Origin of the sequence: Psychrilyobacter atlanticus DSM 19335 (assembly GCF_000426625.1) — a bacterium.
Classification (GTDB): Bacteria; Fusobacteriota; Fusobacteriia; order Fusobacteriales; family Fusobacteriaceae; genus Psychrilyobacter; species Psychrilyobacter atlanticus.
Genome location: NZ_KE384547.1, coordinates 217,719 through 242,509, shown reverse-complemented (window position 1 = coordinate 242,509; position 24,791 = coordinate 217,719). Strand labels below are relative to the sequence as shown.

At 35.5% G+C, this 24,791-nt stretch carries 17 protein-coding genes and 2 rRNA genes; 2 read left to right on the top strand and 17 right to left on the bottom strand.

Going from position 1 to position 24,791, the window contains the following annotated elements:
- Positions 1-136: 136 nt before the first annotated feature.
- From K337_RS0101595 to K337_RS0101545, 11 genes are all read right to left on the bottom strand, one after another.
- Positions 137-3,080: ribosomal RNA gene (locus K337_RS0101595) — 23S ribosomal RNA — on the bottom strand.
- Positions 3,081-3,367: 287 nt separating this feature from the next.
- Positions 3,368-4,886, bottom strand: a 16S ribosomal RNA gene (locus tag K337_RS0101590).
- The 16S and 23S rRNA genes sit together here, the layout of an rRNA operon.
- 564 nt (positions 4,887-5,450) lie before the next feature.
- Positions 5,451-6,740, bottom strand: coding sequence for a branched-chain amino acid transport system II carrier protein (gene brnQ, locus K337_RS17440; RefSeq protein ID WP_051251557.1), 1,290 nt, complete (start codon positions 6,738-6,740; stop codon positions 5,451-5,453).
- A 348-nt stretch (positions 6,741-7,088) separates the two neighbouring features.
- Positions 7,089-8,273 (bottom strand): elongation factor Tu, encoded by a 1,185-nt coding sequence (tuf, locus tag K337_RS0101580; RefSeq protein ID WP_028855024.1) that lies wholly within the window; start codon positions 8,271-8,273, stop codon positions 7,089-7,091.
- A gap of 142 nt (positions 8,274-8,415) precedes the next feature.
- Positions 8,416-10,494 carry an elongation factor G gene (fusA, locus tag K337_RS0101575; protein WP_028855023.1) on the bottom strand — a complete coding sequence of 693 codons (2,079 nt, stop codon included), beginning with the start codon at positions 10,492-10,494 and terminating at the stop codon, positions 8,416-8,418.
- Positions 10,495-10,561: 67 nt separating this feature from the next.
- Positions 10,562-11,032: a 30S ribosomal protein S7 gene (rpsG, locus tag K337_RS0101570; protein WP_028855022.1), complete on the bottom strand. Its 471-nt coding sequence runs from the start codon at positions 11,030-11,032 to the stop codon at positions 10,562-10,564.
- A gap of 30 nt (positions 11,033-11,062) precedes the next feature.
- On the bottom strand, positions 11,063-11,431 hold the full coding sequence (rpsL, locus tag K337_RS0101565) for a 30S ribosomal protein S12 (protein WP_028855021.1): 369 nt from the start codon (positions 11,429-11,431) through the stop codon (positions 11,063-11,065).
- A 221-nt stretch (positions 11,432-11,652) separates the two neighbouring features.
- Positions 11,653-12,114, bottom strand: a complete 462-nt coding sequence (locus K337_RS0101560; RefSeq protein ID WP_037029046.1) for a GNAT family N-acetyltransferase — start codon at positions 12,112-12,114, stop codon at positions 11,653-11,655.
- 91 nt (positions 12,115-12,205) lie between these two features.
- Positions 12,206-12,934 carry a cytochrome c biogenesis CcdA family protein gene (locus K337_RS17435; protein ID WP_051251556.1) on the bottom strand — a complete coding sequence of 243 codons (729 nt, stop codon included), beginning with the start codon at positions 12,932-12,934 and terminating at the stop codon, positions 12,206-12,208.
- A gap of 19 nt (positions 12,935-12,953) precedes the next feature.
- Entirely contained in the window at positions 12,954-13,580 is a 627-nt protein-coding gene (locus K337_RS0101550; RefSeq protein WP_028855019.1) for a TlpA family protein disulfide reductase, read from the bottom strand.
- Positions 13,581-13,776: 196 nt separating this feature from the next.
- Positions 13,777-15,675 carry an ABC-F family ATP-binding cassette domain-containing protein gene (locus tag K337_RS0101545; protein ID WP_425414005.1) on the bottom strand — a complete coding sequence of 633 codons (1,899 nt, stop codon included), beginning with the start codon at positions 15,673-15,675 and terminating at the stop codon, positions 13,777-13,779.
- Between the two features lie 135 nt (positions 15,676-15,810).
- On the opposite strand from K337_RS0101545, the gene bioB reads away from it, so the two are divergent.
- Positions 15,811-16,776, top strand: a complete 966-nt coding sequence (bioB, locus tag K337_RS0101540; protein ID WP_051251555.1) for a biotin synthase BioB — start codon at positions 15,811-15,813, stop codon at positions 16,774-16,776.
- 254 nt (positions 16,777-17,030) lie between these two features.
- A complete protein-coding gene (locus K337_RS0101535; RefSeq protein WP_028855016.1) occupies positions 17,031-17,864 on the top strand; it encodes a nucleoside-specific channel-forming Tsx family protein in 834 nt (277 codons plus the stop codon).
- Positions 17,865-17,931: 67 nt separating this feature from the next.
- Here K337_RS0101535 and K337_RS0101530 read toward each other — a convergent pair whose 3' ends face one another.
- The 6 genes from K337_RS0101530 to glpK all read right to left on the bottom strand — a co-directional run bounded on the left by K337_RS0101530 (position 17,932) and on the right by glpK (position 24,791).
- Positions 17,932-19,014 (bottom strand): hypothetical protein, encoded by a 1,083-nt coding sequence (locus tag K337_RS0101530; RefSeq protein WP_028855015.1) that lies wholly within the window; start codon positions 19,012-19,014, stop codon positions 17,932-17,934.
- A 131-nt stretch (positions 19,015-19,145) separates the two neighbouring features.
- Positions 19,146-19,346, bottom strand: coding sequence for a cold-shock protein (locus tag K337_RS0101525; RefSeq protein WP_028855014.1), 201 nt, complete (start codon positions 19,344-19,346; stop codon positions 19,146-19,148).
- A 193-nt stretch (positions 19,347-19,539) separates the two neighbouring features.
- On the bottom strand, positions 19,540-20,016 hold the full coding sequence (locus K337_RS0101520) for a GNAT family N-acetyltransferase (protein ID WP_028855013.1): 477 nt from the start codon (positions 20,014-20,016) through the stop codon (positions 19,540-19,542).
- A 232-nt stretch (positions 20,017-20,248) separates the two neighbouring features.
- Entirely contained in the window at positions 20,249-21,316 is a 1,068-nt protein-coding gene (locus K337_RS0101515; protein WP_028855012.1) for a M24 family metallopeptidase, read from the bottom strand.
- A gap of 206 nt (positions 21,317-21,522) precedes the next feature.
- Positions 21,523-23,160: a dihydroxyacetone kinase subunit DhaK gene (locus K337_RS0101510; protein WP_028855011.1), complete on the bottom strand. Its 1,638-nt coding sequence runs from the start codon at positions 23,158-23,160 to the stop codon at positions 21,523-21,525.
- 131 nt (positions 23,161-23,291) lie between these two features.
- The gene (gene glpK, locus K337_RS0101505; RefSeq protein WP_028855010.1) at positions 23,292-24,791 is read right to left on the bottom strand and encodes a glycerol kinase GlpK; all 1,500 of its coding nucleotides are present in this window, start codon (positions 24,789-24,791) and stop codon (positions 23,292-23,294) included.

The following is a 24,791-nucleotide window of genomic DNA, read 5'->3' as shown; positions in this document are numbered from 1 at the left end:
GAATATTGTTATCGCAAAACCCTTGATTTATTAAATAAATCTTAGTGTTTTGGTGATGACCTTTACGGTTAAACATTCAAAACTATATAATAATGTTTTTCTAAATTAACTCTTTTCTTCTAAATCAATTTTACTTTAGGTAAAGTGTTCGTCATATTAGTATTGGTCAGCTAAAGACTTCACAGCCCTTACACCCCCAACCTATCAACCTCCTAGTCTCGAAGGTGACTTATCAATGATAGAATACTTATCTCTGAGTTGGCTTCCCGCTTAGATGCTTTCAGCGGTTATCCATTCCAAACGTGACTACCCAGCTATGCCATTGGCATGACAACTGGTACATTAGAGGTTTGTCCATCCCGGTCCTCTCGTACTAAGGACAGATCTCATCAATATTCTTACGCCTACAGTGGATAGGGACCGAACTGTCTCACGACGTTCTGAACCCAGCTCACGTACCGCTTTAATGGGCGAACAGCCCAACCCTTGGGACCTTCTCCAGCCCCAGGATGCGATGAGCCGACATCGAGGTGCCAAACTTTGCCGTCGATATGGACTCTCGGGCAAAATCAGCCTGTTATCCCCGGGGTAGCTTTTATCCGTTGAGCGATGGCCCTTCCATTCGGAACCACCGGATCACTATGTCCTGCTTTCGCACCTGCTCGATGTGTCTATCTCACAGTCAAGCTCCCTTATGCCATTGCACTCTTCGGTTGATTTCCATCCAACCTGAGGGAACCTTTGAACGCCTCCGTTACTCTTTCGGAGGCGACCGCCCCAGTCAAACTACCCACCTAGCACTGTCTCCATGATTACACATCACAGATTAGAATCAAAATGTTATATGGTTGGTATTCCACCAGCGACTCATATGCAGCTAGCGCCACACATTCACAGTCTCCCAACTATCCTATACACATAACATCTCAACCCAATACCAAGCTATAGTAAAGCTCCACGGGGTCTTTCCGTCCTACTGTAGGTAACCGGTATCTTCACCGGTAGTACAATTTCACCAGGCCTCCCGCCAAGACAGCATTCGAGTCATTACACCATTCGTGCAGGTCGGAACTTACCCGACAAGGAATTTCGCTACCTTAGGACCGTTATAGTTACGGCCGCCGTTCACCGGGGCTTCAATTTGAGTCGCTAAACCCTCCTCTTAACCTTCCGGCACTGGGCAGGTGTCAGCCCATATACATCGCCTTTCAGCTTAGCATAGACCTGTGTTTTTGCTAAACAGTTGCTCGAATCTCTTCACTGCGGCCATCAAAAGCTCAAGAACGCGTGTTTCTATCACCTTTAATGGCACCCCTTCTCCCGAAGTTACGGGGCCATTTTGCAGAGTTCCTTAGCGAGAGTTAGCCTGTACGCCTTAGATTTCTCATCCTAACCACCTGTGTCGGTTTACGGTACGGGCACTATAATTCTCAATAGAAGCTTTTCTCGGCAGCGTGGGATTTGTACCTTCGTGTTCATTACAAACACTCCGCATCACACCTCAGATCTAAAACCGTGGATTTTCCTGCGGTTCCATCCTACATGCTTACACAGACATATCCAACAGTCTGCGCACATACCCTTCTGCGTCCCTCCATCTCTCAAACAAATTATAGTGGCGCAGTAATATTAAACTGCTTTCCATTCGCCTACGCAATCTAGCCTCGGCTTAGGTCCCGGCTTACCCAGAGAAGACAAGCTTTACTCTGGAAACCTTGGTTTTCCGGCGAGAGGGATTCTCACCCTCTTTCTCGCTACTCATTCCTGCATTCTCACTTCCGATACCTCCAGATTGGGTTACCCCTTATCCTTCAACGGCCTACGGAACGCTCTCCTACCAGTCTACACATAGTGTATACTCCACAACTTCGGTTTATATCTTAGCCCCGTTACATTGTCGGCGCAGAGACTCTCGACCAGTGAGCTATTACGCACTCTTTAAATGTATGGCTGCTTCTAAGCCAACATCCTGGTTGTTTCAGAATCTCCACCTCCTTTCCCACTTAGATATAATTTGGGACCTTAGTTGGTGGTCTGGGCTGTTTCCCTTTTGACCATGGATCTTAGTACCCATAGTCTCACTCCTGATCTCTTGAAATATGGTATTCGGAGTTTGATTGATTTCGCTAAGCAATATGCCCGCTAGACCATTCAGTGCTCTACCCCCATATTTAAACAATCAAGGCTGCACCTAAATGCATTTCGGAGAGAACGAGCTATCTCCTGGTTCGATTGGCTTTTCACCCCTATACCTACCTCATCCCCCGGCTTTTCAACGACGGTGGGTTCAGACCTCCACTGTGTCTTACCACAGCTTCATCTTGGACAGGCATAGATCACCAGGTTTCGCGTCTACAACCAACGACTAATTCGCCCTATTCAGACTCGGTTTCCCTTCGGCTCCGTTATACTTAACCTCGCCATTGATCGTAACTCGCAGGATCATTCTCCAAAAGGCACGCCATCACACGCCCGAAGGCTCTGCTCTGACCGCTTGTAAGCACACGGTTTCAGGTTCTATTTCACTCCCCTCCCGGGGTTCTTTTCACCTTTCCCTCACGGTACTATTCACTATCGGTTAGTAAGAGTATTTAGCCTTACGAGATATGGTCCTCGCTGATTCACACAGGGTTTCTCGTGTCCCGTGCTACTTGGGATTACAATGACTCTCTAATCTAAGTTCCCTATACAGGACTATCACCTTCTACGGTTGAACTTTCCAGTTCATTCTAGTACCTTGATTAGTCAAGCGCAGACTTTGCAGATCTGCTACTTTGTATCCCACTACCCCCAACAAGCAACGCCTGCATGCTATCACACTTGTTCGGTTTGGGCTCTTCCCCGTTCGCTCGCCGCTACTTAGGGAATCGTTTTTACTTTCTCTTCCTCGGATTACTTAGATGTTTCAGTTCATCCGGTTCCCGTTTCCACACTAGTTCTTCAAACTAGTAGGTTTACCCATTCGGAAATCTAAGACTATTACGCTCAATTGCAGCTTGTCTTAGCTTATCGCAGCTTATCACGTCCTTCATCGGCTCTTACTACCAAGGCATTCTCCGTGCGCCCTTAATTTCTTAACCTATTATTAAAATAGAATTTTAATATTTTTTGCTTAATTTGTTTTTAGAATTTTTGAAATCTAATTTACGTTCAGTTATTTCTAACTCTTCGTTAATTATCGTTATGCTCTCACATAACTTGAAGATCTAATAAAATTGTTAATTTATTATTTCATTACTATATAGTTTTTAATGTCCAACTGGTATTTTCTCTCAAAAAAAGAGAACATTACCAAATAAATAGAGAAAGAGACGTGTAAATATTCTTTATATAGATCAGTAAACTGATCTCATAAAGTGCTCCTTAGAAAGGAGGTGATCCATCCGCACCTTCCGGTACGGATACCTTGTTACGACTTCACCCCAATCGCTAATCACACCTTAGGAACATCCCTCCATAAATGGTTAGGCCTGCTACTTTAGGTGCAACCAACTCTCGTGGTGTGACGGGCGGTGTGTACAAGACCCGAGAACGTATTCACCGCGACATTGCTGATTCGCGATTACTAGCGATTCCAACTTCACGCAGTCGAGTTGCAGACTGCGATCCGAACTAAGATTGGCTTTCTGAGATTTGCTCCACCTCGCGGTATTGCTGCTCTCTGTACCAACCATTGTAGCACGTGTGTAGCCCAGCACATAAGGGGCATGATGACTTGACGTCATCCCCACCTTCCTCCTGCTCGTCGCAGGCAGTCTCGCATGAGTCCCCAACTTAATGATGGTAACATACGATAGGGGTTGCGCTCGTTGCGGGACTTAACCCAACATCTCACGACACGAGCTGACGACAGCCATGCACCACCTGTATCAACGTTCCACCGAAGCGGCACCAAGTCATCTCTGACGAGTTCGTTGTATGTCAAGTGCTGGTAAGGTTCCTCGCGTTGCGTCGAATTAAACCACATGCTCCACCGCTTGTGCGGGTCCCCGTCAATTCCTTTGAGTTTCACACTTGCGTGCGTACTCCCCAGGCGGTTCACTTATCGCGTTAGCTTCGGCACAGAGGTTCGACCCCCTACACCCAGTGAACATCGTTTACGGCGTGGACTACCAGGGTATCTAATCCTGTTCGCTCCCCACGCTTTCGAGCTTTAGCGTCAGTATCTGTCCAGTGAGCTGTCTTCACTATCGGCATTCCTACAAATATCTACGAATTTCACCTCTACACTTGTAGTTCCGCCCACCTCTCCAGTACTCTAGCCTGCCAGTTTCAAACGCAATACGGAGTTGAGCCCCGCATTTTCACATCTGACTTAACAAGCCGCCTAGACTCGCTTTACGCCCAATAATTCCGGATAACGCTTGCGACATACGTATTACCGCGGCTGCTGGCACGTATTTAGCCGTCGCTTCTTCTGGTGGTACCGTCACTTTCTTCTTCCCACCTGAAAGCACTTTACAATCCGAAGACCTTCATCGTGCACACAGAATTGCTGGATCAGACTTTTGGTCCATTGTCCAATATTCCCCACTGCTGCCTCCCGTAGGAGTAAGGGCCGTGTCTCAGTCCCCTTGTGGCCGTTCACCCTCTCAGGCCGGCTATCCATCGTCGGCTTGGTAGGCCATTACCCTACCAACTACCTAATGGAACGCAAAGTTCTCCTTCAGCGCATATAGCTTTCATAAGTCCTTGATGCCAAGGTCTCATAATATCCGGTATTAGCTAACCTTTCGATTAGTTGTCCCAGTCTGAAGGGCAAATTCTTTACGCGTTACTCACCCGTCCGCCACCGTACTATCTTCCGAAGAAGAATTCCAGTCGACTTGCATGTGTTAAGCATTCTGTCAGCGTTCATCCTGAGCCAGGATCAAACTCTACATTCAAATTTATATCCTAACTTCATAAATGAAGTTTAGCTATCTATTAAAAGATAATTATTTTTATAGTGGTTCATTCCACTGTACACCTTAATCGATTGTTTGAAAACAAAGTTTCAAACGACAATTGAGTTTTTAATTTACACTTTCTTTCTCTATTTAATTGCTAATGTCCTATTAAATGTCTCGCTTCAAGTCGCTTTCGCTTTCCCTTGCGGACAAGAAGAAGTATACCGCGTTTACAAGTTTTCGTCAAGGATTTTTTTGTTTTTTTATTGTATTTTTGTAAAACATTTTCTAAAACAGGACCAAAAAACCACCCATACCTTCTACAATAACTTAATTTATTGATATACAGCCGATAAAACGCATGTGTTATCACCCATAAAAAATATTAAAAAACTTTTTTTCTCTATCCTTGCCCTGATAATCTTGGTGTTATTCAAATAAAGGGCTTTATTATTTATACAAACAAAATAATAACAAAAGATAATAAAATTATATATATAATTACAAATAAAAAACCTCCTAATTATACTATTAATACAATTAGGAGATTTTGATTTTATATTATACTTCTTTCAACACTGCTTCTTTTTTATTATTTCTAACCACATACACACTTAACATTCCTACTAAAACCGTCGGAAGCACCCACGCAAACCCAGCTGATGATAATGGAATATTGTTATATATAGTATCTACAATTTGAATATCTGTTTCTTCTGATATAACCTGTAATACAGAAACTAAACCTGAAACTATTATTGTATTTCTCCTAATAGGTCCATCTAGTATCCCGGCTATCCCAACAAAAATTAATACAATCGTTATTGGATAAAGGATAGCCAATATCGGTTCTGCTACTCCTACTATTCTATCTACTCCAAAGTTAGCCATAAATGCCGATATAGCACAAGATATATAAGCTACCTTCTTATAACTAAATCCATACGTATCTAAGAAAAATTGTGAAACTACCATAGTTAAAGCTGTTGCAGTAGATAGACAAGCTACCGTTACACAGACTCCAAAAATTAAGTTTCCATATTGTCCAAGGAACATATTAACAAAATTTGATACTAACGCTGATCTGCTTATATCTGCCGGGAAATATTGATTTCCTGTAGCTCCTAAATAAAATAGCCCTATATAGATAACCAGTAAACCTGTTCCAGTTACAATACTCGCTTTTTTTATTATTTCTGCTTTCTCACTCTTTTTATTATATCCTCTAGCACCTAAATTAGATAAAATAACCATACTGAATAATCCTGCCATTATTCCATCCATTGTTTGATATCCCTGTGAAAATCCAAACCCAAATGCATTTGTATCCAGATGAGGAGTTCCAGGAGCTCCAATTTTATTTGTAACCCCCATATAGATGATTGAAAGCGTTATAACAACTATTGTAGGAGTTAATATCTTCCCTATACGATCTATCGCTTTAGACGGATTAAGAGCAATGTGAAGAGTTAATCCAAAGAATATCAACGACACAACTATAGGGCTTAAATTAAATCCTCCTAAATTTGGAACTATACCTAATTCATAAGCAGTAGCCGCTGTTCTAGGTGTATTTGTAAAAACTACTGATGTCATCAATAATAAAGAATACAACGTAAAGAATAATTTTGATACTCCTCCTGAAAAAGCCTTGAAGCTCCCCACTTTATTCATTGTTAAAACACCTAATACCGGCAGACCTATTCCTGTTAATGCAAATCCAAATGCCGATGGTAACCAACTTTCTCCCATTGAGAGTCCTACACTAGGTGGAAAGATCAAATTCCCCGCTCCAAAAAACATTGAAAACAATGCCATTCCTACTATTAACCAATCATAATTTTTTTTCATTTTTCCCCCTAATAATTTTATGTTTTATTAATTTATTTTTTCGTTAAGCTTGATGACAATTTATCAAACATATTGACCCGATGATAATTTTTTATCCCCAACAGTCAACACATTTTCAAAAATAAAAATTAATTATCACTATAATACATTATTTTCTACATATTGTCAACAATTATGTACTTTTTTATTGTTTTGTATTCGTTTTTGGTCCATTAAATCCCTGTTTTTGATAATAATTTATTATTACTAAATAGAACGAAAGAATAAAAAAAAGGAGATAACCAAACGGTTATCTCCTCTCTATATAAAAGTTGTTGAACTCTTACATCTGTGAATAAGATACACTAATTACTTAGTGATGTTTCCTACTACACCTGATGCTACTGTTCTTCCACCTTCTCTTATTGCGAATCTTAATCCTTCGTCCATTGCGATTGGATGGATTAATTCAACAGTCATTTCGATGTTGTCTCCAGGCATTACCATTTCTACTCCTTCAGGTAAATGTACTGCACCAGTGATGTCAGTTGTTCTGAAGTAGAATTGTGGTCTGTATCCTGTGAAGAATGGAGTATGTCTTCCACCTTCTTCTTTAGTTAATACATATACTTCTCCTGTGAAGTTTGTATGTGGATTGATTGTTCCAGGATGACATAAAACTTGTCCTCTTTCTACGTCTTCTTTCTTGATTCCTCTTAATAATGCTCCGATGTTATCTCCAGCTTGACCTTGGTCTAATAACTTTCTGAACATCTCTACACCTGTACAAGTAGATTTGATTGTATCTTTGATTCCTACGATTTCAATCTCTTCTCCTACTTTTACTACTCCTCTTTCTACTCTTCCAGTTACTACTGTTCCTCTACCTGTGATAGTGAAAACGTCCTCTACTGGCATTAAGAATGGTTGGTCAATTGCTCTTTCTGGAGTTGGTATGTATGAATCTACCGCTGCCATTAATTCAATTATTTTGTCTACCCATTGTTGCTCTCCATTTAATGCTCCTAATGCAGAACCTATTACTACTGGAGAGTCATCTCCGTCGAATCCGTATTCAGTTAGTAATTCTCTTACTTCCATCTCTACTAATTCTAATAATTCTTCGTCGTCTACCATGTCAGCTTTGTTTAAGTATACGATGATGTAAGGTACTCCTACTTGCTTAGAAAGTAAGATATGCTCTCTTGTTTGAGGCATTGGACCGTCTGCTGCTGAAACTACTAAGATAGCTCCATCCATTTGTGCTGCTCCTGTGATCATGTTCTTAACATAGTCAGCATGGCCAGGACAATCTACATGTGCGTAATGTCTGTTTGCAGTTTCATATTCGATATGAGCTGTGTTTATAGTGATTCCTCTTTCTCTTTCTTCTGGTGCTTGGTCGATGTTTGCGAAGTCTACTGCTTTAGCTAATCCTAAATCAGATAATACTTTTGAGATCGCTGCTGTCGTTGTTGTCTTTCCATGGTCTACATGACCTATTGTTCCGATATTTACATGTGGTTTACTTCTGTCAAATTGCTCTTTTGCCATTGTTAAAGCCTCCTAAAAATTTTAATTTATTTATTTTAAATTACCCTGAAATGTCTGGAAACCCAGACACTCAGCTGTTATAGTCGTCAATAATAATATTATTAATTCAAGTGCATTACTCTATTTTATTGAAGAAGAAATATTAGTTTCTCTCTTCCATTATTGTTTTTTGGATAGCTGCTGGAACTGGTAAGTACTTCTTGAATTCCATTGCATAGTTTGCTCTTCCTTGAGATTTAGATCTTAAGTCAGTAGAGTATCCGAACATTTCAGATAAAGGTGCTTCAGCTTCAATGATTCTAGCTCCAGCTCTTTCAGTCATTCCAAGAACAACTCCTCTTCTTGAAGAAACGTCACCGATTAAGTCTCCCATGTACTCTTCAGGAGTAGTGATCTCAACTTTGAAGATAGGTTCAAGTATAACTGGGTTACACTCTCTAGCTGCTTTCTTCATTGCCATTGATCCTGCAATTTTAAATGCCATCTCGTTCGAGTCTACATCATGGTAAGATCCATCATATAACTCAACTTTAACATCTTCCATTGCATATCCAGCGATAACTCCGCCTTCAAGTGCTTCTCTACAACCTTTTTCAACTGCAGGAACATATTCTCTAGGGATTGCTCCACCAGTAACTTTGTTAACGAATACGAAACCTTCACCTGGGTTAGGAGATACTCTGATCTTAACGTGTCCGTATTGTCCTCTTCCACCTGATTGCTTAGCATATTTCATGTCAGTATCAGTTTCAGTTGTTATAGTTTCTCTGTAAGCAACTTGTGGTTTACCTACGTTTGATTCTACATTAAATTCTCTCTTCATTCTATCAACTAGGATATCTAAGTGAAGTTCACCCATTCCAGAGATGATAGTTTGTCCAGTTTCTTCGTCTGTTTTAACTTGGAAAGTAGGATCTTCTTCAGCAAGTTTGCTTAAAGCGATACCCATTTTTTCTTGGTCAGCCTTTGTTTTAGGCTCAACAGCTACTGAGATAACTGGCTCAGGGAATTCCATTCTTTCTAAGATGATAGGGTTAGCCATATCACATAGAGTATCACCAGTTGTAGTATCTTTAAGACCTACTGCTGCTGCGATATCTCCACAGTATACCATTTCTATCTCTTCTCTTTTATTTGCATGCATTTGAAGGATTCTTCCTACTCTTTCTTTTTTACCTTTTACAGAGTTTAATACATATGAACCTTTTGCTAAAGTTCCAGAGTATACTCTGAAGAAAGATAATCTTCCTACGAATGGGTCAGTCATTATTTTAAATGCTAACGCAGCGAAAGGCTCGTCGTCTCCAGGCTTTCTTTCCATTGCAATAGTTTCATCTTTAACGTCAGTACCTGCGATTGCACCGATATCTACTGGTGAAGGCATTATGTCAATGATTAAGTCTAATAATGGTTGAACTCCTTTATTTTTAAATGCAGTTCCACATGTTACAGGAACGATTTCATTTGCAATCGTAGCTTTTCTTAATCCAGCTGTTAATTCAGCAACTGTGATGTCATCTCCACCAAAGAATTTTTCCATTAATACGTCATCTGTCTCAACGATAGATTCGATCATGAATTCTCTAGCAGCTTCAGCTTCCTCTAATAATTCAGCTCTGATGTCAACAATTTCCATGTCTTGACCATCTTTAGTATCTAAAGGCCATTTCATTTCTTTCATTGTGATTAAGTTGATGATTCCTTCGAATTCATCTTCTGCACCAATTGGTAATTGTACAGGAACTGGGTTAGATCCTAATTTTTCTTTGATGTCACTTACACACATCTTGAAGTCTGCACCTGTTCTGTCCATCTTGTTAAAGAAAGCCATTCTTGGTACGTTATATTTATCAGCTTGTCTCCAAACTGTTTCAGATTGTGGTTGTACTCCATCAACTGCAGAGAAAACTGCAACTGTTCCATCTAATACTCTTAATGATCTTTCTACTTCTACAGTAAAGTCCACATGTCCAGGTGTATCGATGATGTTTACTCTATGATTTCTCCAGAAACAAGTTGTTGCTGCTGAAGTGATTGTGATTCCTCTTTCTTGCTCTTGTTCCATCCAGTCCATAGTAGCTGCACCGTCATGTACCTCTCCAATTTGATGAGTTACACCAGTGTAAAGTAAGATTCTCTCTGTTGTAGTTGTCTTACCAGCGTCGATATGAGCCATGATTCCAATATTTCTAGTTTGATCTAAAGAAATTTCTCTAGCCATTTTGGTATTCCTCCTCGAACGTTTATACGTATATATATGAAAAACTAAGTTAAAATCAACTTAGTTCTTACCACTTGTAATGTGCGAAAGCTCTGTTTGCTTCTGCCATCTTATAAGTATCTTCTTTTTTCTTGATAGTTGCACCTTCGCTGTTAGACGCTGCGATTAATTCGTTAGCTAATCTTTCAACCATAGTGTACTCTTTTCTGTTTCTAGTATAAGTAGTTAACCATCTTAAAGCTAATGCTTGTTGTCTAACTGGTCTTACTTCTACTGGTACTTGATAAGTAGCTCCACCAATTCTTCTTGATTTAACTTCTAATGCAGGTTTGATGTTCTCGATAGCTTTCTTGAAAGTTTCGTATCCCTCTTCACCTGATTTTTCCTTTATTAAATCCATAGCTCCATAAAAAATAGACTCTGCTAAAGATTTCTTTCCATCTAACATGATAGAATTTATAAATTTAGTTACAACTTTATCTCCATATCTTGAATCAGCTAAAACGTCTCTTTTAACTGCTGCTCTTCTTCTTGACATATTTTTTGCACCTCCTAATAGTTTAAATTATTATCCTTTTTTTACTCCGTACTTAGATCTTGATTGCTTTCTATCTGCTACTCCTGCAGTATCTAAAGCTCCTCTAATTACTTTATATCTTACCCCTGGTAAGTCTTTTGTTCTTCCACCTTTTAAAAGAACAATTGAATGCTCTTGTAAGTTATGTCCGATTCCTGGAATGTAAGCAGTAACTTCGATTCCGTTAGTTAATCTTACTCTGGCTACCTTTCTTAAAGCTGAGTTTGGTTTCTTTGGTGTAGAAGTATAAACTCTTACACAAACTCCTCTTTTTTGTGGGTTTCCTTTTAATGCTGGTGATGTTTTAGAAGACTCTAAAGTCTTTCTTCCTTTTCTTATTAATTGGTTAATAGTAGGCATCTTTACCCTCCTTTTCTTTTTTTTCTCATTATCTAAATAATTTGAAAATTAATTTATTTCACAACTAGATAAGTATATCAGAGTTTTAAAACTACGTCAATACTTTTTTTGATATAATTCCAATGAAAACAAGGCTAGAATTACGAACCACCAGGTAGTGTGGTCTTTATTAAATAAGAGCTAGGATAAATATCCCAGCTCTTAAATGTTTTTATATTTTTTTAAATATTTTTTACCATAATTAAACAAGGGTTATTTTCTCCCCATATTTCTTTAATTTCTTCTAATGGAAGAAACCCTACTGAACTATAAAACTTTCTAGTTTTTGAATAAGCTTCATTAACTAATGACTCTCCTACTGTTTTCACCATAAGGAATTTATACCCCTCTTCTTTCAAGTCTTCTACTATTTTTTTCATCACCATTTTTCCATATCCTCTATTGTGATATTCCTCTAATATTCCATTTACATAAAGCTCTGCTGTATATTTATTGTTTCTTTTAATTGAAAAAAAACCTATATTTTCTTTTTCTAGATTTAATAAATAAAATTTCTTCCCCTCTAAATTATCTACATAATTCAACAAAGATTCTTCTTTCCCAAACCATTCATAAAGATTTTTCAAGATCTTTAAAGCAACCTTCCTTTTAATTTCTAAATTTTCTATAACCTCTATAGTCATAAAACCCCTCCTCTTTTATATATAGCCTGAATTATATAATTAAATTAGAAAAAATAGCTTGCATAATATACTCATTCGAATTTTTTTTAGTTTAAAATACTTTCCTCAAAAACTCCACTATTTCATCTCTGAATCCCCAACTAAGAAAGATTGTCATCTTATTCATAGCCAAAAGTGTTCCCATTACAATAAGTATTACCCCACTTACCTTATCTGAGAATAAAAAATTCTTCTTTATAAAGTCCAATTTATTAGTTTTATCCATAAATAGTGCAAAAATCATAAAAGGTACTCCCAGCCCAAAAGTATAGGTCCATATATATAGTGTTCCCATCCATACAGTATCAGCACCTGCCAAATATGACATAACTGTAAATAGAACAGGTCCCATACAAGGCGTCCATCCAAATCCAAATGCAAACCCAAAGAGGTATGATGTCCCTATATTTCTCCGAATAAAGCTAAAATTCATCCTCTTTTCAGAGTACAGCTTAGTTATCTTAAAAATACCTATCATATGCATACCCATAATTACAATAATTCCACCAAAAATCATATTTAATATATTGTTTCCAATAAGTCTACTAGCAAGATTGGTAAAATTAAATAATAATATCTGCAAAGCTGAAAAGGCAGTTCCAAATCCCAGTATAAAAAATAATGTATGAAGGATAACTTTAAATTTCTGCTTACCGCCATGCTTTTTTCCTAATACTATCCCACTTATGTATGAAAGGTAACTGGGCACCAAGGGGATTATACAGGGAGCTAGGAAAGTTCCCATTCCAGCAAGGAACACTATCAATATATTTATTTCCATTATTTTTCTCCTTTTTTTACTAATTCACACCTGCTGTACTACCAACTGGCCAAATCAATTCCTCCAAATCTTCTGCCTTTAACTGGCTCCAATCTAAAGCCCCATGGATTCTCTCTAAAATTATTCCATTTTTATCAATTACATAGGTTGTAGGCACAACTCTTATTAAAAAATTTTTCGATAAGGTCTGTCCTTTGTCAAAATAATGAGGAAAATCCATAGGGTTTTCCATAAAAAATTTATCTACTGCTTCTCCACTGTCATCTATCATTATAGATACTACATTTATCTTATCTTTATTTTCGTTATAAAATTTATTTAACAGAGGTTTTTCCACCTTACAGGGAGGACACCAACTTGCACCAAAATTATATATAGTAATCTTACCTAGATATTTTTCCGAAGTCCCCTCCAATTCTCCCTTTGTATTGTATAAGTTCATAACAGGAAGTTTATCTCCTGTCTCCAAACCTTCTTTAGATAAATTTGAAGTTGACGTAATTTCTGTGGGAGAAATACTTGTCAACCCTTCTTTAGATAAATTCGAAGTTGACGTAATTTCTGTGGGAAAAATACTTATCAACTCATCTTTGATAAAGAATAAAGTACTGACCAACAATAACAATATAAATATTAATTTCTTCATAAATTCTCTCCTTTTGTCACGAATTACACAGATTATCCCAATCTTTTTGAACAAAGAGATTCACCGAGGTTTTAAATAGAATTTCACAGAGAAAATCTCTTATAATTTACATAGTCCACTACCAAAAGATCTTCTGACCTTAATCATTAATTATATATTTTTAATTACTTTTCACATCATTCGCGGTAAAAAGCTCTTAAACTTCTTTCAGAGTCTCTAACTCCTCATTGATCTCTTCCCACTCATCCATCTTTAACATTATTTTTTCGTCCATCTCATCCAATTCCACCTGGAGATCCATCAACTTATCTATCTCATTTTTTATTCCAGCTTCATTGTGTAATTCCTCTATTTCAGCCTTTTTTTCCTCTAATTTTTCTATTTCTTGTTCAACCACTACAAATTTTTTCTCCAAATTAGATGTCCTGTTTTTCCTTCTTTTTTGTTCCTCATAATCTGTATTGACTTCCTTTTCCTTTTTAGGCTCGGTAGATTTTTTCATATACTCTTCGTAGTTTCCATCGAACACATTACTGCCTGTAGGAGTTATCTCGTATATTTTATTTACCACACTCTCTAAAAAGTGTCTGTCATGGGATACAACGACTAAAGTACCGTCATAATCTTCTAATGATTCTTCCAATACTTCCCTTGCATAGATATCTAAATGGTTTGTAGGTTCGTCCATTATCAATAGATTAGGCTTGTTCAAGATCAACTTCATCAATGCTATCCTAGATTTTTCTCCACCACTGAGATCATCTATACTCTTAAAGATCTCATCCTCTGAGAATAAAAATCCCCCTGCAAATGTTCTAGCCTGCTCCTCCGATAACGGATAGTTATACATCAGTTCTTCCAAGATATTCTGTTTCCCTTCTAAACCTGTATGATTTTGATCATAGTATCCAATGTCTAACTTTTCACCTAACTCCACTTTACCGCTGCTCTGTTTTTCCAAGTCATTTATTATCCTGAGTATAGTAGATTTTCCTACTCCATTAGGTCCCATTATCCCTATCTTATCTCCACGATATATATCCAGATTGATATTCCTAAAGATCTCTTTCTCTCCAAAAGCCTTGGATAAATTAGTAATTTTTACTACCTTATCAGTAGTAACTCTTTCTATTTCAAACTTTAATTTCATCTTTCTCATATTTACAATGGGATCTCCCATCTTTTCCATACGGTTTAGGAGCTTTCTTCTACCCAATGCCTGTTTAGTCTTTATACCACCCATATATTTAGTGATATAATCCTCCATTTTTTTTATCTTATCCTGTTCCTTTTCAAACCTTTTTACTGCCCCTGTAAGGTATGCTTCTTTTTGAATAGTATATTCAGTAAAGTTACCCTTATATAGATTTATAGTTTTATTCTCAATTTCAAATACTCTGTTGATTACATTATCTAAAAAATATCTATCATGAGATATCAAGATAAAGGCTTTATTATATGAATTTAAATATCTTTCCAGCCATTCAATAGCGTTTAAATCCAAATGGTTTGTAGGTTCGTCTAATATCAATAATTCCGGTTCATCTAATAATATTTTTCCCAAAGCTACCCTCGACTGCTGACCTCCACTAAGATCATCGACTTTTTGTTTCCATAGATGTTCTGGAAAATTCAGACCATTTAAAATCTGCTTCACCTTATATTCTATTACATAACCATCCTCTTGCTCATATCTGGTGTTTAGTTTTGCCAATTCCTCCATGATACTGTCAAAATTATCCATATCGGTAGCTAGTCTTTCATTTAATATTTGAATTTTTTTATAGTCCTCTTTCAGATGTGAATATACACTCATCAACTCGTCAAATACTGTGTTTTCCAAATTCAAATCAAAATTTTGAGATAGGTAGCCGATCCTTAAGTTCCCCTTTTTTCCAATTTTACCCATTTGTTTAGTTTCAAAACTTTCATCGTGGGTTTCCATTCCCATAAGGATTTTTATCAGTGTAGTTTTCCCAGCTCCATTGGCTCCTACCAACCCTATCTTATCCTTTTCATCTATTGCAAAGTTTATTTTTTTTAATAAAGCTTCCCCTGTAAATTGTTTCCATAAATCCGTAACACTAAGTATCATAATTCTTCTTCTCCCTTACTTTCTTTAAGTTTTTATATTTTTATTTCATTATATCATATAAATTTAGGTTTCTATTATTTTTACATCTATGTTATACTTTCCTTATGTTTTAAATAAAGAATAGGAGATAATATTATGAATATAAGAGATTTTATTAATAGAGAAATTACATATGAAGAAGCTATGGAACTTACTAATATAAGTGGCAGTAAGATGATGGAATTATTTGCTGTAGCCAATGAAATAAGGGAAAAATATTGCGGAAATAAGATCCATACCTGTACGATTTCCAATGCAAAATCAGGAAGATGTGAGGAGGACTGTAAATTTTGTGCTCAGTCAGCTCACTACAACACCAATATCACCAGTTATGAACTAAAGGACAAAGAAACTCTTTTAGATGAATATAATAGAGCCAAAGAATTAGGCAGCTCAAAATTTGGAGTAGTTACCTCTGGTAGAAGCATCAATAAGGGAACTACTGAATATAATGACATAAAAGAATTTTTAAAAACTGCTAAAGTTGCTGACAATGATGTAGAACTATGTTGTTCTATCGGGTTGTTATCTAAAGAAGAGTTGATGGAGTTAAAGGAAGCTGGAATAACTAGATTCCACAGCAACTTACAGACATCTATTAAGTCATATAATGAAATAGTAGCCACAACTCATGGAATAGAAAACAGGTTAAAAACTATAAAAGCTGCCAAAGAAATAGGATTAGATGTGTGTAGTGGCGGAATAATCGGTATGGGTGAATCTTGGGAAGACAGAATTGACATGGCATATACCTTGAAAGAGCTAGGAGTAAATGGAATTCCTGTTAACATCTTAAATCCTATTCCTGGTACTCCTCATGGAGATCGTGAGCATTTAGCTATGGATGAGATTTTAAAAACTATCGCTATATATAGAATAATATTTAGAGATAAAGTTATCAAAATTGGTGCCGGTAGGGAAGGTATTCTAAAGGACTTTATGGGGATGGCATTTATGTCTGGTGCTAATGGAATGTTAGTAGGTGGATATCTTACTGTAAGAGGTAGGAGCGCCCAGGAGGATTTTAAATTTATTGAAAATATTAAAAAGATGTGGAAATAATAAAAAAAGGAAATTCATTGCGAATTTCCTTTTTTTACTTTACCACCTTCAATTTTATTATTTTCATAAGTTAAAAAATAAAAATAGTATGATCAACCATAACTCCAAAACATAATTTGCACTTTTAAAAATCATTTTATTCTGATTCAAAACACTCCTTTACAATCTATAGAAAATATAGTAAAATTTTTAGTGAGCATTAAGAATATTTAATGGATCATTAACGTTTTATTATTTTTTTAGGAGGAAATGATATGAGAAAAGTATTATTAGGGTTAACTTTATTGACAACCGGTATGGTTGCCAGTGCTGAGCATTATTCTCAAGATGTAAATAAGAACGACAACTTATTTTTCAACTTTAAAGTTATGCAAGGTTTAGATCAAAAAAATCCAGGTGGACAAAAAAATGACACTTATTTAGAATTAGAATTTGGTGGAAGAAAAGGAGTTATGGACCTTTATGGTTATGTAGATTTAAAGAATATATTTGGTTCTACAAATAATGACTCTTATGGCGGAGATAACTTTTTTGCAGAGATCAAACCTAGATTCTCCATCGACGGGATGACTGGAAAAGACCTGTCTATCGGGCCGTTTAAAGAGTGGTATATCTCTACTTGGATCAAAGCTGGAGATAGTGGTAAATTCGGTGGTTTATGGCATAATGGTATTGGTCTAGGTACCGATGTGGAAGTACCTTGGTTCGGAACTACTGGATTAAGTTTATTATCTACATATAAAAGAGAAGATTTTGGTTCAAATGCAGAAGGTCACTGGGACGGATATTCATTACAATGGAACTGGTTTAAGCCATTACACTTCTTTGAAAATGGATCATTTGTATCTTACCAAGGATATGTAACATATGACTTCGGTGCTGATAAAATTGCTGAAAATGAAGGAAGAACTAAAGATTCATTACAATGGTACAATGGAATCTACTGGCACAACAATGACTGGGCAATCGGTTATGGGTTAAAAGTATTCAATAACATGGCTAACTTCGACGATGGTGTAATTACAAATGGTGCAACACAAGACACTAGCGGAGTTGGACACTACTTCGATATAGGATATAAATTCTAAAGATTTTTCATTAATCTATACAGATATAGCAGAAAGGGTGATTCATGGAATCACCCTTTCTGCTATTTTATCTAAATATTATATCCATTACCATTACTTGGATCAGATAGACCATATGCTTTATCTTATATGTTATCCCTTGTCTATCTCCTCCGATTTCAATAGATTTTTCTCTAATAGCTTCGGTAGATTCCGCTTCTCTTAACAACTGAAAATTATCTACGTCTACTTTATAGACATTCCCCTGTTCTGTCGTCAACACCAAGTTTTTTTCATCCTTTGTAAAAGCTACAGCCTCATATTGATTTATCCTAAAATCCCATTTTAATGGGTGGTAATATACTTCACCGTCAAAAAAATTAATATTTTTCTTATCTCTTTTAAACATATAGATCCCTTTATAGGTATTGAAGACCATAGTCATTTCATCCTTTGAGATATCAGCACCAGTTGCCGCATCCATGTAGTTTGACAAACTAGAGCCGCCTAAAAATTCAAATTCCCCTATATAGTCTGCAATATTGACTCTTCTTGTATCGATATTTTTATCCATCAAACGATACATCACAGTTTTTCCATATTCTTTATTTAAGATATAGATACTCTTATCCCCATAGAATACAGCTTCATTGTTTAGTTCTTCCCCACCTGGGAATCTAAACGTTATCTTCTTTATATCATTTTTTTCTACTTTTTTCTGACCTAACTTAGGCTCTTTAAATCTGTATAAAACAAAGTTTTTCCGTACAAGGTTATCTCCAGTATCTGCCACTATTAAGTTTCCTCTTTTATCCTTGGCAATATCTCCCCAGTCTAGGTTAGTTACTCCATCTAAAATTACCTCTTGATGATCCCTTGTTCCTGTACTATCAAACCTGAATCCATGAATACTGGTTCTAGGAGTTTCACCATAATCTACCGAATCTCCATGGGTCCAATAATAATCTTTTTTATCTACTGATAGAATTATCCCTGAAGATTCCTCTATCCCCATATCCAATATATTAGCTATAGCTTTAGGTCCATTTTCCCTATTATATAAGACCTCTCTTCTTACCTGCATGTATTGATAAATTGCAAATAATAACACTATCCCAAGAAACGTTAAAATGATTTTTCTAAATATATGTCTGTTCTTTTTTCTTAACATATCGGCCCCCTTCGGCAGTAATTTTTATTCATTATAACTTAAATGCCAGACTTGTGCAAAAGTTCTTTAATAAAAAAATTATATAATAAAAAAGCGACAAGGCCGAGACCTTATCGCTTAATTTCAATCAATTATAAAACTTCAATGTTTGAAGCTTGAGGACCTTTTGCACCTTCAGTTACGTCGAAAGTTACTTCTTCCCCTTCTTTTAAAGTTTTGAATCCTTCTTTGTTGATTTGAGAGAAATGTGCGAAATAATCGTTTCCATCCTCACCTTGAATAAATCCAAATCCTTTTTCTTCGTTGAACCATTTAACTGTACCTTTTAACATGTTGTACCTCCGTGTATTTTTTTCAGATAGAATCCTAGAATCCCATTAAATACAAACACACTTTGGTGGTATTAATGAAAGTTCTGCTTTTAAGCCATCTGTTTCTTCAATCAAGTATATTCTATTTATAACCTTTTGTCAACATTATCTATGTCAATATTTCCCTATGATTTCTATTTTTTTTCGTATAAATTCACCTTATTTTTTTCGTATAAATTAAATGCTCAATTCCATTATAGTTTTTCTTCTCACTGAATAAAAAACCAAAGTTAAGAAACATCTTTTTAGATATATCATTCTCTTCTAAAATATAGGCTACAATCAATTCCACATCTTCTTTTTCAGCTTTTAACTCTTCAATAGATCTTTCTACAAATGTTTTTCCCAGCCCTTTACCTCTATTTGCTTTATCCAAATATATACTAATTATAGATATTTCTCCATCTATCTCATACCTTATCTGACCTACGACTTTCCCCTTTGAATCTTTTATAACATAGATAAGATAATATGGCGATTTTATCCAAAATTTATACCATTTTTTATGTTTTTCCAACTCTTCTTTTTCTGAATTAGGAGAATATTTTTTTACAAATTCCCTATGAAGTAGATTATATATTCCGACAATATCGTCTTCTATTGCTTTACTAATTATATAATTTTCTTCCAAATCTCTACCCTCCAAATTTGTTTTCTTATTCTCGCTTACAGATGATTATACCACATTTTTTTTAGGAATATAATTCTAAAATATTTCATAAAATAATTATAAAATGTTAAACTAGTTGTAAACCATAACTATTAAATCTAAATGTGAGGAAAATTTTCGAAAAAATAATCCTTCTAAAATAAATAAAAAGGTTAGAAAAATATAAATCTTCCTAACCTTTTTAGTCTTCTAATTATTTAATAACTATCAATTCCTTAGTTGTATTGTTTAAGATCTCATAACCACCTTTTTTTACTACTACATCGTCTTCTATCCTTACTCCTCCAAACCCATCTATATAAACTCCAGGTTCAATAGTAATAACCATGTTTTCTTCCAAAATAAAGTCTTCAGATTTTCCAGATACATTTGGCAGTTCATGAATTTCTAATCCTACTCCATGACCCAATCCATGACCAAAGTTTTCACCATACCCCTTAGATGTTATATGATCTCTTGCTATCTTATCCAATTCTCTAGTACTCATCCCTACTTTTACTGCGTTTATAGCTTTTAACTGTGCTTCTAAAACTGTATTGTAGATGTCTAAATGTTTCTCACTAGGCTGATCTCCAAAATAAACTGTTCTCGTCATATCTGAAGCATATCCCTTATAAAAACATCCAAAATCAAATTTTACAAATCCATCTCTGTCTATTTTTTTCTCACTGGCTACTCCATGTGGCATTGCAGATCTATAATTAGAAGCAATTATAGTATCAAACGAGGGACCCTCTGCTCCTAATTTTTTCATCTCATATTCCAATTCTGTTTTTATATCATTTTCTACTGCCCCTTCTTTTATTAAAGGAAGTATCTTTGCAAACGCTTTATCAGCTATATCCGCAGCTATTTTTATATTTTCAATCTCTGCCTCTGTCTTCACCATTCTAATTCTTGTAAAATTATCACCTAGAGAGATAAATTCTACACCTTTAAATTTTTCTACATATCCATTATATGCAGATAACGTTACATTGCCGTCTTCTATCCCTAATTTTACTATATTTTCATCTTTTAAAATTTCACATATTTTATTTTCTGCTGGTCTTTCGATTACAACAACTTCGAATCCATTAGGAATTACTTCCTCATTAGCTTGAGCTACATATCTAAAATCAACAAAAAAATATTTCCCTTTTTTAGTTGCTAGGGCTATCCCTGTTGTTCCTGTAAACCCTGTAAAATATCTCAAATTTACTAGATCTGTTATCAATATACCATCTAAATTCTTCTTTTCCATCAATTCTCTCAACTTCATCATTTTCCCCCTATTTATTTTTGTTCTCGATTATAAGAATACTCTAAAAGTAGATTTATTTCAAGGTTTATATCAGATAGCTATTCTCTGTTAATCCTAAAAAAATATATCTAATCCCCCGCCATTTCATAACAACAAAATTAATACGAAAGAAAGAAACCCCAATAAAATTTGGAGTTTCTTTCTATATTAAATAAATAATAAAATTATTTTTTTAATGAAGTAAATATATTTTCTATTGCTAATGCCCCTGGATCTTTTACACCATCTAAGTTTTCTTCATTAACATATGAAGAACGTCCTGCTTTCGCTTTTAACATTTTCGACGTTGAATCAGCTCCATTCTTAGCCTCTTCTATAGCTTTATCTATCCCATATTTTTCTAATGCTAATAATGCAGGCTCTAAAGCATCAATCATTGTGCAGTCTCCTATATTAGCTCCACCAAAAAATTTCATTTGTTCTAATCCTTTAAGTAATGACTTATAGATATTCTTTGTGATTTCATATTCAGCTCCTGAAGCAGTAAAGAATATAGATAATAATACGCCACTAGATCCTCCCATAACAACAGCTAATTTTTCCCCTATTACTTCAAACAATATTCCCATATCATTTAATGGAAGATCATTATTTCTAGAAAAATTTAAAATTTCATTTGCTCCACTTTTAAATGTGGATCCAGTATCACCATCTCCGACCAAACTATCTAACCTATTAAGTTCTGTTTCTGAATTAATAATGGCATGACATATCGCTTCTAATATTTCTTTTACGTTTTCATTTCTAGTAGCCCTATATTCTATATTCGTTGTGAAATTTTGTGATTCTTCATTTGTAATTACTCTTTTAGGTGTAATTCCTGTCCATGATTCTACTTCTACTTTACTTTGTAACGCTACTAATATGTCCTCAGTCAATTGTATTGAAGATATAGAAAACCCTTTCATATCAATAGATGTCATATAAGCATTAGGTCCCATAAAATAATCACACGAATTAAAGAATTTTTCTTTAAAAATATCATTTGTAATTAAATTCATCTCTAAAGGAGATATTCCACCTAAATTGTTAATTAGTATTGCATATTTTTCATCTTTAGAGTTATGTTTTTCTAATTTCTCCATAAGCTCTCTACTCAATTCTTGGGCTTGTGTATGTTTTAGTAAATTTATTCCTGGTTCACCATGAATACCTAATCCTAATTCAGCTTCCCCTTGTTTCATTCTATCCGTATAATCTACCCCTGGAATTCTACAATTAGTGATAGCTACACCTATTGTTGCGATTCGTTCATTGCATTCTTCTGCCATTTTTTTAACTTTTTCTAGTGAAGCTCCTTGTTCTGCATAATATCCTGCTACTTTATGAATAAAAAGAGTCCCTGCTAGTCCACGAGGTTGATCTGCTTTTTCTATTGCAATATCTTCTTTTACTATTACTACTTCTACTGGTATTCCCATTTTTTTAGCTCTTTCAGCAGCTAAACCAAAATTTAAACGATCTCCAGTATAATTTTTTACTATTAGTAAACAACCTGCTTTTCCAGAGACAGATAATATTGCATTTAAAACTGCATCTATACTAGGAGAAGCAAATATATCTCCACAAACAGCAGCACTTAACATTCCTTTTCCTACAAAACCTGCATGTGCAGGTTCATGACCTGATCCTCCTCCAGAAATAATAGATACTTTATTTTTTTCTATATTTTTTCTAGAGATTACTCTTATATTTTCTCCAAGATTTAATTTCATTAAATTATTATGTTTATTAGTTAATAATAAACCATTAATTGCATCATCTACAATAGTCTCTTTTTTATTAAAAAATATTTTATTCATAAAATATATCCCCCATTTTTTTAAAAAAGATGATTCCTGTAGAATACAGAAACCACCTTTTAATTGTTAAATAAATTATTGTTTCTCTCTTTTCTTACTAAAGAAAAGTCAGCTTAAACAATTCTATTTTTTTAGTCATTTTCCCAATCTTGTGATCTAGTCACTGCTTTTTTCCAACCTTTATACAATGTTTCTTTTGTCTCTTCATCTAACTTAGGCTCATACAATCTATCTAAGTTCCATTTTTCCATTATTTCATCTTTATCATTCCAGAATCCAACAGCAAGACCAGCTAGATAAGCAGCTCCTAAAGCTGTAGTCTCAGTCACTTCAGGTCTTAACACTTCTGCTCCTAAGATATCTGATTGAAATTGCATCAAGAAATTATTTGCAACTGCTCCACCATCAACTTTTAAACTAGATAATTTTATTCCTGAATCATCTTGCATAGCTTCTATAAGATCTTTACTTTGGTATGCTATTGCTTCTAAAGTCGCTCTTATAATATGATTTCTATTAGCGCCACGAGTAAGACCTACAATACATCCTCTTGCATACATATCCCAATACGGAGATCCTAGTCCTACAAATGCAGGTACTACATATACACCGTTACTATCCTTTACTTTATTAGCAAAATACTCAGTATCTGCTGCATCTTTGATAAGTCCCATCTCATCACGAAGCCATTGTACCGATGCTCCACCTACAAATACACTTCCTTCTAAAGCATATTCTACCTTTCCATCAATTCCAATAGCAATAGTAGTTAACAATCCATTTTTAGATTCCACCATCTCTGTTCCTGTATTCATAAGTAAGAAACATCCTGTACCATAGGTATTCTTTGCATCTCCTGGTTTAAAACCAGCTTGTCCAAATAATGCAGCCTGCTGATCTCCTGCTATCCCAGCGATAGGAATTCTAAATCCACCTTTACCACCTAAGTTAGTTTCTCCATAAATTTCACTTGAATTTTTCACTTCTGGTAACATAGATTTTGGTACATCTAATATTTCTAATAGTTTTTCATCCCATTTTAACTCTTTTATATTAAATAACATAGTTCTAGATGCATTTGTATAGTCAGTCACATGAGTTTTTCCATTAGTTAATTTCCAAATCAACCAAGTATCGATAGTCCCGAAAAGTAACTCTCCATTTTCTGCTTTTTCACGGGCTCCTTCTACGTTATCTAAGATCCACTTAACCTTAGTACCACTAAAATAAGCATCCACTACTAATCCTGTATTTTTTCTTATATATCCCTCATGCCCTTGCTCTTTGATATCATCGCAGATAGAAGCAGTTCTTCTACATTGCCATACTATAGCATTGTATACAGGTTTTCCTGTACTTTTTTCCCATACTACTGCTGTTTCTCTTTGGTTTGTGATTCCGATACTTGCTACTTCTTCAGGCTTAATTCCTGTTTTAGCTAAAACTTCTGTTAACATTGAACTTTGAGTAGCCCATATTTCCATTGGATCGTGCTCTACCCATCCTGCTTTAGGATATATTTGAGTAAATTCTCTTTGTGAAGAACCTACAATATGCCCACTTTTATCAAAAATAATTGCTCTTGAGCTTGTAGTTCCTTGGTCTAATGCTATAACATATTTCTTTGCCAT